Annotated in this window: 12 protein-coding genes; 3 read left to right on the forward strand and 9 right to left on the reverse strand. The window is 41.8% G+C overall.

Annotated features, from left to right (window positions below; genetic code table 11):
* The 7 genes from WBM49_RS06870 to WBM49_RS06900 all read right to left on the reverse strand — a co-directional run.
* Nucleotides 1–1,406, reverse strand: a 1,406-nt coding sequence (locus WBM49_RS06870) for a glycoside hydrolase family 2 TIM barrel-domain containing protein (protein WP_424371319.1), incomplete at its 3' end; no start/stop codon positions are given.
* Nucleotides 1,407–1,767: 361 nt separating this feature from the next.
* Nucleotides 1,768–4,575 carry a triple tyrosine motif-containing protein gene (locus tag WBM49_RS06875; protein ID WP_424371320.1) on the reverse strand — a complete coding sequence of 936 codons (2,808 nt, stop codon included), beginning with the start codon at nt 4,573–4,575 and terminating at the stop codon, nt 1,768–1,770.
* Nucleotides 4,576–4,646: 71 nt separating this feature from the next.
* Entirely contained in the window at nt 4,647–4,922 is a 276-nt protein-coding gene (locus tag WBM49_RS06880; protein WP_424371321.1) for an ATP-dependent Clp protease adaptor ClpS, read from the reverse strand.
* Nucleotides 4,923–5,033: 111 nt separating this feature from the next.
* Nucleotides 5,034–5,870 (reverse strand): 50S ribosomal protein L11 methyltransferase, encoded by an 837-nt coding sequence (prmA, locus tag WBM49_RS06885; protein WP_424371322.1) that lies wholly within the window; start codon nt 5,868–5,870, stop codon nt 5,034–5,036.
* Nucleotides 5,871–5,875: 5 nt separating this feature from the next.
* Nucleotides 5,876–6,625 carry a triose-phosphate isomerase gene (tpiA, locus tag WBM49_RS06890; protein WP_424371323.1) on the reverse strand — a complete coding sequence of 250 codons (750 nt, stop codon included), beginning with the start codon at nt 6,623–6,625 and terminating at the stop codon, nt 5,876–5,878.
* A 17-nt stretch (nt 6,626–6,642) separates the two neighbouring features.
* Entirely contained in the window at nt 6,643–7,743 is a 1,101-nt protein-coding gene (locus WBM49_RS06895) for a BT_3928 family protein (RefSeq protein WP_424371324.1), read from the reverse strand.
* Nucleotides 7,744–7,760: 17 nt separating this feature from the next.
* Nucleotides 7,761–8,306, reverse strand: a complete 546-nt coding sequence (locus WBM49_RS06900) for a DUF1599 domain-containing protein (RefSeq protein WP_424371325.1) — start codon at nt 8,304–8,306, stop codon at nt 7,761–7,763.
* A 109-nt stretch (nt 8,307–8,415) separates the two neighbouring features.
* Here WBM49_RS06900 and folP point away from each other — a divergent pair, with 109 nt between their 5' ends.
* From folP to WBM49_RS06915, 3 genes are read left to right on the forward strand one after another with little or no spacing between them, the layout of a single operon-like run.
* Nucleotides 8,416–9,249 (forward strand): dihydropteroate synthase, encoded by an 834-nt coding sequence (gene folP, locus WBM49_RS06905; RefSeq protein WP_424371330.1) that lies wholly within the window; start codon nt 8,416–8,418, stop codon nt 9,247–9,249.
* Between the two features lie 43 nt (nt 9,250–9,292).
* The gene (locus WBM49_RS06910; RefSeq protein WP_424371326.1) at nt 9,293–10,078 is read left to right on the forward strand and encodes a diadenylate cyclase; all 786 of its coding nucleotides are present in this window, start codon (nt 9,293–9,295) and stop codon (nt 10,076–10,078) included.
* Between the two features lies 1 nt (nt 10,079).
* A complete protein-coding gene (locus WBM49_RS06915; RefSeq protein WP_424371327.1) occupies nt 10,080–10,862 on the forward strand; it encodes a DUF3667 domain-containing protein in 783 nt (260 codons plus the stop codon).
* An 18-nt stretch (nt 10,863–10,880) separates the two neighbouring features.
* Here the strand turns inward: WBM49_RS06915 and WBM49_RS06920 are convergent, their stop codons facing one another.
* Nucleotides 10,881–12,647, reverse strand: a complete 1,767-nt coding sequence (locus WBM49_RS06920; protein WP_424371328.1) for an ABC transporter ATP-binding protein — start codon at nt 12,645–12,647, stop codon at nt 10,881–10,883.
* A partial coding sequence (locus tag WBM49_RS06925) for a tRNA pseudouridine synthase A (protein ID WP_424371329.1) occupies nt 12,640–13,224 on the reverse strand: 585 nt, incomplete at its 5' end. The genes WBM49_RS06925 and WBM49_RS06920, both read right to left, overlap by 8 nt.

Genomic DNA, 13,224 nt, shown 5'->3' on the forward strand with positions numbered 1-13,224 from the left:
CCTCTGCTTGGAGTAGTAATAAGGCTCCCTCCCGTATTGAAAGTAGTAAACCGGGCTTCCATCTTACTTATTCTCAGTAGATTGCTCTGTTCACCAACCAAGGCGGCTTTATCGCCTCTCGCCTTCAGGACCGCGTCCATAAGCTCTATATTCCTGAAATGATTCTGAACAAAATCAAGAGTAACACCCTCTTCATAGGGATTTAATTGGTGAGCCTCCTTTAAAGCATAGTATGCGGCACGTGGATACAGATCGTAGAGCCCTCTGCCGTCTGTCTGTCCTTTGGCACAGATACCGAACCACTCCTCATTCATATTATTTTCGCCTTCAGCAAGAAGGTCTATAGCATATCCCCCGTTGGACCAGGAAGCATTGTTATCGTGCACATCGGCATTTTCCCTGTCATCAAAACCGTATTTCCACCAGCCATCACTGAATTGGAAGGTAAAACCACCAATAGAGTTTTCGGCTTTGCCCAACCCGGCAGCATTTTCGTAGATCTCTTTCCAGTTACCCACCATATAGTAGGCCTGGGCCTTCTGGTCTTCCGCGTTCTTAATGGCGTTAAAAGCATCGGCCCCAAACTCTGTGAACATCAGAGGCATGTTCAGTTTTTCTTTCACCACCTCAAACATATCTCCGAATGACACCCCGCGATACGTATTAGTGCCATAGATATCTATATCTTTACATTCTTCCGCTATAATATCAATGAACAAAACATCTCCGTTACAAATGGCCACAGGATGGGAAGTATCCATAGACTTCATTAATTTAGCGGCCTCGTTCATCAGCTTGTACATAGGCCTGCCGCGTTTTTCTCCAATAAAAGCCTTTTCCTGATCATCATCAGGGAAGTCCTCCGTTTCAGCTCCTTGCCAGAAAAGACCATAATTATTTTCATTCCCCAACAAATACAATAACAAACCAGGTGTATTTTTGTAGTCCCTTGCCAGGTTTTCAACCTCAGACATCAAAAATTCCTGAGTGCGGGCATCCGAATATTCTGTAATGGGTGTCCAGACACCATCTAGCGTTAATCCGTATCTCCCAAACGAATGGTTGAGCATAGTATAGATGCCATAGTTCTCATAGATATACTTTATCCACCGTGCAGGCACTCCCGTGTACTGGCGAATAACGTTGACATTCATATTCTTAAGGAGGGACATCTCCGTATCCAGTCCGGCTTTGATAACGTCGTCCGACTTTTTCCAGAATTCTGCATCAACCGTATTTCTCCCAATTGGAATATAATCCCAATTCATCCCATTGATCATAAAATCCTTGCCGTTGACAACCAATTTCATTCCTTCTGCATCTTGTACGACCGACACCTGATCTGCCTGGGCATACACCCCCAACGTACATAAAAATAGTAGCGATCTCAGTAGATAATTCTTCATAGTGTTGTTTAGTTTAAATTGATCTTTACGTAACAGGGAAAAAAATAAGTGGAGCAATAATCTTTTAAAAGTATCCTCTGACCTATTATTTCATATTCTAAATAACCGACAACATTAGAACGTGTCGATAAGGACTCCCGTTTTAGCAACCGTTAAACTTATCCCAATAAATTATTAAATCCATAATATTTACCCCTACAAAAAGTATACATATTAAATTAGAGGGCTAATAAATGCGAAATTAATACCTAATCCTTGATTTTAGTAGGTTGTGGGAGGTAGCAGAATATTCCTATAAATAGGAGAAAATAAAACTTTGTATAGGTATTGTTGAGGTAAATACTGGGAAATGTTAAGGAATTTAAAGGGTAAGTATATAATTGACAAGGTTGTCATCGTGCGATAAGTCCATTTTTTTACGAAGTCTGTATCGCTTTATCTCTATACTTCTTGCGGATATATTCAACAACGGGGCTATTTCCTTAGAAGATAAATTCAGTCGGAGGTAGGCACAAAGTTTTATGTCATTGGGAGACAGGTTAGGGTGTGCTTTCTTCAGGTTCTTTAAAAATTTCCTATCTGCATTGTCAAAGGCCTCTTTAAACATTTCCCAATCATCGTTCTGTTTGAGGCTTTTTTCAATAACATCAATGATCGGCTTAATGGTCTCTTTATCTGCAACACTCGCGACTAACTGTTCTTTTACCTTTACCAATAGTTCGTTCTTTTTGATGATACTAAGGGTAGAGGCAGCCAATTCATTACTCTTGCTTTTAAATTCTTCTTTAAGCTGCTCGTTCTTAATTTTAACGATATCCTTTTCATTCTGCGCTTTAGCAAGGGCTATTTCGTGTTTGTTTTGTTCAATGAGAGTGTGCTGCCTTTTGTGGTAAAATCTTCTATAGGTTCTGTGAACCGCGATAATTCCAAGTAAGAAGGCGAGCACATACAACACCAGCCAGCCACCAGATAAATACCATGGCCTGTTTATGTTAAATTGATAAACAGCGATATTCGTAGAAAGGTCATCCCCTACTTTTGCCCGTACACGGAAGGTGTAGTTGCCCGAGGGAAGATTTTCAAAACTAACCACAGACCGTTCAGACCATTCACTCCAGGAATCATAGATCCCTATGAGTTGATATTGATAGCTGGTTTTTAAATATTTACGGTATTCCGAAGCATGAAATTGAATCTCCAGATTGTTTTCGTCACTCTCCAATTCTCCACGGGTACTAAGTTTCAAATTGTTGAAGGCCTGGTTATGCTCGCTTTTTCCCGCTTTACGAATACTTCCTATAGACACTGTAAAGAGTGGTTTCTGAAGACTTAGAAGATCTATACGGATAAAACCGGTACTGGTCCCTATTAAATATTCATCTTCTTTATCGAGTTCGGAAACACTCTCATACCCTACAACGCCGCTACGATTGTTTTCAGACAATGGTATCGACTTAACAAGTGGAATTTGTGTGAGGGTGCCTTCTGTTATTAAATTAATATTATTCTTGCCAAAGACCCATAGATACTTGTTCCCGGAATCAACAATCATTTTACCCGAAACGTATTCATCTTCTGTATACACCTTACTTAAGATACTGTCCTTTATAAATTGCTGAGAAACTTTATCATAGGAATAGATCCCTTTTTTAAAGGCGTACAAAAGAGCCCCCTTGTAGGTGGTTAGACCAGAATTGGAGCCTTGCAGCGTTGTATCCAGGCTTACCGTTTCTGCTTTGGAAAAATCCTTGTCTAGCCTAAATCTATAAATTCCCCTGTACTCATGATTTACAAAGACCTCTTCCCCTAGCAATTCAAAATATCGGGACGAAATATCGAAACCAGCTATTTTGTTTCTCAGCTTCCAACTATTATTTGTTCTTTCTAAAACATACAGGCCGTCATAGTTTCCTTGCAGCAGCAGATCCGATGTACCCTCCAGTTCTGCTATCTTCCAGGTACCTTCCACATTGGCTATCTGTTTGGCTCTATTGCCTTCAATGAGAAATGTACCCTTATGATGCCCACAAAATAAGCTCCCTCCTATGGTCTTCAAGGACCATACCTGCCCCTGTGTGCCTTCGATCAGGATAAAGTTGTCCTCACTTTTTAACTCCCTATAAAATAGGCCCTGGTTGGTTCCCAAATAAAGGATGTTATTGAATAAAGTAGAAGCATAAACACTGCCTGCAACCCCCCTGTTATCGCGAAATACTTTAAAAGGTGATGTAAGGTTGATATAACTAATACCATTATCCAACCCTAGCCACAGATTGCCCGCCATATCTTCAAACATCGATAATACGGTGTTGTTCCGCAATCCTTTGATCTGATCTATCTGATAGATCAGATCTCCATTCTCAGTGAACAGAAGCAGGCCATCAGAAATAGTTCCGATGGCAAAACTATTGTCCTTCAGTTGAAGTCCACTGTAGACACTGGCGGTTAACAATAAAGTATTTGCGCTGGCCTTCCATTTTTCGAGGGAATTTCCTTCTTGCTTGTAGATACCATTGTAACGGGTTAACAGCAGTAAGTTGCCTTCCCGTTGAAAAATAGCAACAACCTCATCTTCTTTTACAATGTCATCATCCAGGATCAAAACATCCTTCCCATTCTCAATTTTATAGATCCCCTTATTTATCCTTTGAAAATAAATTCCCTGATCCAGGTCAAATATTTTTGGCAAGGTTGTTTCTGATTCTATGATATTTACAGACGCATCTTTAAGATTATAGATATAGATTCGTTTGAGCGACTGAAAGACCATGTAATTATCTACCTCCAAAATATTCCAGAATTCTTCATCTGGTATAAATTGGTCGCTGATATTCCTGGACAGAGAGGTGTAGTGAAGTATCCCAAAATCGTCTTTCTGCCAATATCCAAACTCCATATAGCTGCCGGTATAGATCCTTTCACCTGCGACCTTAACAGATCTTATGACACTTTCATTAGGCGACTGGTATAATTTCCATTGGGCACCATTGTATTCGAGAAGGCCCTTACTATTGGCAATGTAGAGTAGCTTATCTGAAGCTTGCGCTATGGCCCAGTTTTGATTCTCGGCATTATACTCAACAGGGGCATAGTTATGGATGGGAGGAAGTCCTTGTGTAAAACAAGTAATAGAATAAAAAAATCCGAGTACTAAGACAATGTTCCTCAATAGGAATTGATTTTATCGGTTGCTCTGATTCCCTTCTTTTCAATAAGGGAAAAAATAAAGGGGTGGTTTTCTCAGACCAACTCGGCACTTAAGCCTGCTTGAAGTAATTTGCTGCAGCGAGGTTTTAAATCGACGTATTCCCCGGTTTTGACCGTACACTTGCCATTGTAATGCACAATAAGCGAACATTGCTCGGCTTGTTCAGGGGTATGGTCGCATACGCTGATCAGCGTGTCAATAACATGATCAAAAGTATTCACGTCATCATTGAACAATACAATTTCGTGTTGTTTAACCGTCACTTCTTCGAGTAACAGTTCTTCCGAGTATTTTTCTTTAGATCCCATAGCGAAGAATTTGTACTAATATACTAATTTTTCTGACTTACAAGCTTTAAGGCTGTTTTTGTGAAATCACCCCAACTTTATTCTAAAAAGTTGGCCAACCTTCTGTTCGTCTTATATTTTAGAATAGATTGCGGCCATCCAGTTATTTTTTTGTGTCTTTTTTTTCAATGAAAGTAGGGCATTCTCGCAGGCAGCCGTGATTATTGGTTCGTCCTCAATATAAAATCCGCTGAGCAGCAATTTTCCCCGTGTATCCAGATGCTCCGCATAGCGCCCCACATCGGCCAGTAAAATATTTCGGTTAATATTGGCGAGGATGATGTCATATTTTACGTCTGGAATTGCATCCACGTCGCCCTGATAAATATTGATACCTCCTTCTTCGTTGCGCAGTACATTCTCCTTGGCATTCAAATAGCTCCAGGAGTCTATGTCTATCCCATCTACATGCGTTGCCCCTTTCATAGCGGCTAAAATGGCGAGGACTGCCGTTCCACAACCCATATCTAATACCTTCTTCCCTGTTAATTCCAATTCCAAAACAAATTGCAACATCATATGAGTAGTTTCATGATGCCCTGTACCAAAACTCATTTTTGGTTCTATAACAATATCGTACACCACTTCTTTCTTTTCGTGAAAAGGTGCCCTAACCCGGCATTCCGACCCTATCTCTATAGGTTCGAAATGGGTTTCCCATTTCTTATTCCAGTTTTCAGGGGCAATTTCTCGTATTTGTTGTGTGATCTGAAAAGATGGGTCCTGAAGGATTCCAACCTCTTTTATAAGTTCATTGTGCCAATCCTCCTTGCGGATATAGGCATTCAGACCCTCATCAGTTTCTTCGAAACTTTCGAAGGGAAATTCGCTTAATTGTGCTAAAAGGATCTCTGCTCCTGGAACTCTTGGCGAAACTTCAAAACTACATTCTATATAAAAATGACTCATGCCGCTTAAATTGCTGCTACTATAGCGGCAAAATCCTCAGCTACCAGCGAAGCTCCTCCTATGAGTCCGCCATCTACATCTGGTTTTGAGAAGATCTCGTTGGCATTACCTGGCTTTACACTCCCCCCATAGAGGATGGTCACCATTTGAGCGGTTGTTTCATCGTAGGCGGTAGCTATGGTCTTCCTTATAAAAGCGTGCATTTCCTGTGCCTGTTCCGGGGAAGCAGTTTCTCCGGTACCTATGGCCCAAACTGGTTCGTAGGCAAGGACGATATGTTGCCAATGTGCTTTCCCCACATGGAAAAGTCCGTTTTTTAATTGTGCCTCAACCACTTTAAAATGATTCCCGCTTTTCCTGTCCTGTAGTTCCTCGCCAAAACAAAAGATCATCCGTATTCCGGCTTTTAGAGCCGCATCTACTTTCTTTGCCAGAAGCGCATCGTCTTCCCCAAAATAGGCCCTGCGTTCAGAATGCCCAAGGATCACCGTTTTGATACCCACAGATTGTAACATATTGGCAGAAATTTCCCCCGTATAGGCCCCGTTTTCTGCAAAATGCATGTTTTGGGCCACTACTTCAATAGAAGATGCTGCCAGTTGTGTTACCGCCTGGGCCAGATTCACAAAGGTAGGCGCCACCATCACCTCAGCAGAGGTTTTTGGCATTTTGCTTTGCAGTTGGTTAAGAAGCTCCGTTGTTTCGGAGCTATTTTTATTCATCTTCCAGTTTCCTGCAACTATTTTAGTTCTCATATCTCTTCTGTTATAGGTCAATTATTAAATGTAAGTTCGTCAAGATCATTGTAATGAACTTTTTGAGTGATAGTGCCTTTTTTTAACACCAGCACTCCCGGGTTTGATCGTACAATGGTTTTTAAAGTGGTCTCATCCGTAAAATAAAAGGGGAAATCTAGCTTAAATTCGTTAACCACCTTAGAGCTCCATTCCTCGTTAGAGGCAGACATTCCGATGACCTTATAGCCATTCTTCAGCGCTTCATCCGTCACCTTTTTTAGATCCGGGTAGACCTCAAAATAACTTTTGGCCAGATCATAGGCAATGACCATCACCAGATTTTCTTCTTGCAGTAATTCCTGAGACATATCTTCCCCATTTTTTTCAATGGTAAAATCGTGAATAGGGGGTTCATACCCTTTTTGAATCTCTTTGGTCTCCACCCCAATAAATTCACCGTCTACTGTGGGGTACTCCCCATAGGTTACAACAGGGGTCTTCGTTCCATTCTTGTCGAATGTCCAGGTGTATTCAAATATGGCTTTTGGCGCATCATTGGGAACGCTCATACCATCCGGGATACTTGCCCCAATCTTGTAAGGCCTGAAATCTATCCACGGCAAGTGGTTGATGACACTGTTCACAAACAACCCGCAAAGGATGAGTGAGATCACTAACAAAATCCTGGAGGTTCTGGGCTTAAAAATTGGTTGTACATATTGCTTCCCCCAAAGAAGGATCAGAATAAAGAATAGCAATACCACATCCTTGGTGAAAGACTCCCAGGGAGTAAGTTTTACCGCATCGCCAAAACAACCACAGTCGGTCACCTTGTTAAAATAGGCCGAATAAAAGGTCAGGAAGGTAAAAAATACGATCATAGCCAAGAGGCTCCAGAGTGTGATCTTACGCTGGGTTCCCAATAGCAGTAAAACACCAAGCACAACTTCCAGAATTACAAGGAATATTGCCAACGCCAGGGCATAGGGCATAAAAAATGGAAGGTCTAATACCCCCGGACTAAAATATTCTTCGAGCTTAAATGAAAATCCTACCGGATCATTTAACTTGATAAGGCCCGAGATAATAAAAAGTATCCCGACAAATATTCTTGAGATGGTAACGATGAGCTTCATAGGCTTATTGGTTGGGGTCAGGATTTTTCTTCTTCGAGGTGGATCATCGCAAAAACAGCATAATTTATGATGTCCTGGTAATTGGCACCAATGCCTTCACTTACTAACGTTACTCCTTTATTATCCTCGATCTGTTTTACTCTCAATAATTTTTGAAGGATGAGGTCTGTAAGAGAACTTACCCGCATCTCTCGCCAAGCTTCCCCGTAATCATGATTCTTGTCTTCCATCAGACTCTTGGTAACACGGGCGTAATGTTCGTAGAGATCAGCAGCCTGTTTTGCATTGAGATCTGGTTGTTCTGCTACGCCCTTTTCTAGCTGAATAAGGGCCATTATAGAATAGTTAACGATCCCAATAAATTCCGATCTTTCGTCTTCATCTACTTTGCGCACCTCATTTTCCTGTAAACTTCGTATCCGTTGTGCCTTGATAAAGATCTGATCCGTAAGGGAGGGCAGTCTGAGGATTCTCCAGGCACTCCCGTAATCTTTCATTTTTTTTACGAACAACTCCTTACACCGCTGTATGATGGCATCGTATTGCTCTGAAGTTTGCTGCATATTCTTCTAATTTGCGTACATTTCGCACGAAATACTCTCGGCTCCAAAGGTCGGAGTTTAATCTAAATCGGCAAAATGAATTCTGGCAGATAACGCCTGTTACAATATGATGACGATAAATTGCAAAGGAAACCTTATTGATCTGAACTCCCCTAAAGTAATGGGAGTCTTAAACTTAACACCAGATTCTTTTTACGACGGCGGGAAATACAAGGACGAAAAGGCCATTCTGCTTCAGACCGAAAAAATGCTGACCGAAGGGGCTACCTTTATAGATGTGGGGGCCTATAGTTCCCGTCCCGGGGCGGACCATATTTCTGTTGATGAGGAATTAAAAAGAATGCTGCCTGTGGTGACACTTCTCCTTCAACATTTCCCAGACATTCTATTAAGTATAGATAGTTTTAGGAGCGAAGTGGCCCAGCACTGTATAGAGCAGGGGGCCGCCATCATCAATGACATTTCGGCGGGTGCCTTAGATCCCAGGATGATGGAAACAGTTGCCAAGGCCAGCGTACCCTACATCATGATGCATATGCAAGGCACCCCTCAAACCATGAAAGACCTCAACACCTACAATGATCTGTTGATAGATATCTGTACTTATTTCTCAGAGAAAATAGCCGCCGCCAGAGCTCTGGGAATACATGATCTGATCATTGATCCGGGTTTTGGATTTGCCAAGAACATAGCCCAGAACTATGAACTACTTCAAAAGTTCTCCCTGCTTCAAACCTTTGAACTGCCCCTGTTAGCAGGACTAAGCAGAAAGTCTATGATCTATAAGGTATTGGGGAAAACCCCGGAGGAGGCCCTAAACGGCACTACGGCACTTCATATGATCGCTCTGGAAAAAGGTGCCAACATCCTCAGGGTTCACGATGTTAAGGAGGCAGTAGAATGTGTGACCCTCTTTAAAAAAATAAGCGTAGAAACAGAATAGTTTATTGTAGACTATTTTTTCTAATTTTACAAAAACGACCGGATTGGACTTTCTAAATTTCCTGGATTTCAAAATTACAGATCTGATAGACATCCTTCTGGTCGCCATACTCCTCTATTACATCTACAAATTGGTCCGCGGCACGGCTGCTGTAAACATCTTTATAGGGATCGTATTTGTATGGGCCTTTTGGAAACTCACCCAATTACTGGAAATGAAAATGATCAGTAGTGTAGTTGGGGGCTTTATGCAGGTGGGACTAATTGCTTTAATCGTGGTGTTTCAGCAAGAAATCAGAAAGTTTCTCCTCATGATAGGATCTACCAATCTCGCTACAAAACGCTCTTTTGCCAAACGTTTTAGTTTTTTAAAGCAGGATGGGATCATCCCTGACCTGAAAGTACCTGTGGTCCTGGAAGCCTGTGAAAAAATGGGGAAAAGCAGAACGGGAGCCATTCTCGTCATTGAACGAAGTAATTCGCTCGACTTTATAAAATCTTCCGGAGATAGGATGAATATTGAACTCAACCTCCCCATTCTGGAGAGTATCTTCTTTAAGAACAGCCCTTTGCACGATGGCGCGGCCATTATCAGAGGAAACCGCATTATTGCCACCAGAGTTATTTTGCCCTTATCCCAGGAACGCAATATTCCGCTTAGATTTGGTCTGAGGCACAGAGCCGCTATTGGGATCACCGAAAAAACAGATGCGCTGGCCCTGGTGATCAGCGAAGAAACAGGAACTATCTCCTACATCAAAAATGGTGAGTTTACCATGTATAAAGACCTCCACGAGCTAGAATCTTTGATCAAAAAAGACCTTCAGTAAGATGAATTGCAAGAATTGCCAAACCCCCCAAAGAACCGATTTTAAGTATTGTCCCAACTGTGGGGCCAAAGTGGTTCAGAATAGGCTAAGTTTTAAAAACATCACTTACGATATCACGGAACGGTATTTTAACCTGGACAATACTTTTATTAAAACAGTGGTGCAATTGTGTATCCGTCCGGAAACGGTCATAGACGCCTATATTCAAGGGGTTCGCAGAAAGTACCTCAATCCTATGAGCCATTTGGGAATTGCGCTTACCCTATCCGGACTGCTCATATTTATCATGCAAAAAGTATTTACGGCCGATATTTTTGAAGCATACGGAAGTGCTAAAATGTCTGAAGAGTTATCCGCCAAAATTTATGAAGCAATCTTTGATTACAACACCATCATGTTCGTATTGTATATCCCGGTTTTTGCGTTTGCCGGATATCTCACATTTAACCGTAAAGATTATTTGCCTTCAGAATATGTGATCACTTTTATTTACATCATGGCGCAATGGAGCATTGTAATATTCCCCATATCCTTGATTACCTTATTATGGGATCCTAAGTTTTATGTTTCCTTGAGCTTCCCGTTACTTTTTGTAATGATTTTGTATTGTGTCTTTGTAATGCAGCGTATTCACCGTTATCCAACCGGAGCCATGATACTTAGGTCGTTCGTTTTTTTTATGCTCTCGGCCATCGGATATTTTGCGATCATCATTGGGTTCTATATCGTCTTGTTCATTACCGGAACTATAGAATTGCAAGACTTTGCTCCTCCTCCGAAATAAATTTAATTAGGATTATCCTTAGGCCACCTCTTCGGCAAGGAATTGTGCTTCGTATAAGTTACTGTAGTAGCCTCCTTTTTTAAGGAGTTCTTTGTGGGTGCCTGTTTCTACGATCTGTCCGGCATCCATCACTATGATCTTATCTGCTTTCTTGATGGTGGCCAGGCGATGCGCAATGATGATGGAGGTACGCCCTTCGGTAATCTTGTCCGTAGCCTTTTGTATAAGCTTCTCGGTATAGGTATCTACAGAAGAGGTTGCTTCGTCCAGGATCAGAATACTTGGATTGGTCACAAAAGCCCTTAAAAAGGCAATGAGTTGGCGCTGCCCGCTAGAGAGCATGGTGCCCCGTTCTTTTACATTGTAGGTATACCCCCCTGGCAGGGAATTAATAAATTCGTGCACCCCGATCCGTTTGGCGGCATCTTCAATGGTAGCTATGGAGATGTCAGCATCCTTAAGGGTAATATTATTGGCAATGGTATCTGCAAAAAGGAAGACATCCTGTAAGACAATAGCGATATTCTTCCGAAGCGAAGACAGGGTATAGTCTTTGATCTCCACCCCATCTACTTTAATGTTCCCGGAGTTGATCTCATAAAATCTGTTGAGCAGATTAATGATGGTCGATTTTCCAGCCCCGGTGGCCCCAACGATAGCTACCGTCTCACCTGCCTGTACTTCAAAAGAAATCCCATGCAGTACCTCTTCATCTTCCAGATAGCCAAAACGCACATCCGAAAATTGGATATGACCACTTACCTGCGCTTTCTCAAAAGTCCCCTTGTCCTCTATCTTACTGTCTGTGTCCAGAATTTTAAAAACCCGGTTGGCTGCCACCATACCCATTTGCAAGGTGTTAAACTTGTCTGCAATTTGTCTTAAAGGCCTGAAAAGCATCTCAATATATAAGATAAAGGCAAAAATAGTCCCGGCAATGTCTACATTGATATTGGCAATATTTTGCAGGCCACCATACCAAACTACCAGTCCTACGGCGATGGAGGTCACAATTTCTGCTATCGGAAAAAAGAAAGAGTTGTACCAAACCGTTTTCAACCAGGCATTCTGGTGTTTTTCATTGATGCCCCTGAATTTTTCACTTTCTATTTTTTCGCGGGTAAATAGTTGCACGATCTTCATTCCGGTAAGTCGTTCCTGAACAAAGGAATTCAAATTAGAGACCTGAGCCCTAACCTCAATAAAAGCTACTTTCATGGCTTTTTGAAACAAGCGGGTGGCATATAAGATTATTGGAAGGATGGCAAAAACAAGTAAAGACAACTTCCAGTTCATATAGAGCATCATACTGGCCGCGGCAAACATTTTCAGTAGATCGGAAACGATCATAAAAAAGCCCTGGCTAAAGATCTCACCTATGCGCTGCATATCAGCAACGGCCCGCGTTACCAGGACCCCAATGGATGAGTTGTCAAAATACTTCATCCTAAAGCCCATCATCCTTTTAAAAAGCAGGATGCGTATGTCTTTTATAACAGATTCGCCCAGCAAATTGGCGTAGTAATTAAATAGCAATTGAAATAACACCTGCCCCACCAGTACTCCCAACATGGCTATAGACAGCCAAAATAAGGCGTCCATATCCTTTTGATTGATGGCATCATCTATGATGTTCCTTAAAATATAGGGCGTTAAAACGGCGAAACAGGTGAGAAAAATAGCAGCCAGTGCCACCCCGTAAAAGGTAAGTCGGTAGGGCCTTGTCTGGGCAATTAACCTCTTAAATAACTTATAATCAAATGCTTTGCCTGTCTCTTTATCCATTAAAATCAAAAAGGGTCTTAGGGTATGTAATCTTCGTCAAATATAATCCTTTTGCCGGCACGGATGCTCCGGCTTCCCCCCTGTCCCTGCTTTTTATAATACTATTAACATTCTCGGGGGGGACCTTCCCCAGGCCAACATCTAAAAGAGTTCCTACAATGGCCCTTACCATATTTCGCAGGAAACGATCTGCGGTGATGGTAAATACAAGTTTACCCTGATCTTCTTTCCAGGTTGCGTTTTTTAAATGACATATATAGGTCTTTACATCCGTGTTGGACCTGGAAAAACATTCAAAATTAGTGTGATCTAGCAGAAAGTTAGCCGCTTTGTTCATAGCCTCAAGGTTCAGAGGAAGATGAATATAATGGGCCCAATCACTAAAAAAAGGATCTTTGTTTTGTACTACCCAATACTCATAGGTGCGTTCCAAAGCATCAAAACGGGCATGAGCCTGGTCATCTACCTGAAAGATGGCATGTATGGCAATGTCTGCCGGGAGAAAGGCATTCAGGCGTTGTACCTGTGCTTCTGTGTCCAAGGGTTGATCTATATCGAAATGTGCATAGAGTTGCCT

The organism is Muriicola sp. (assembly GCF_049669965.1).
Lineage (GTDB): Bacteria > Bacteroidota > Bacteroidia > Flavobacteriales > Flavobacteriaceae > Muriicola.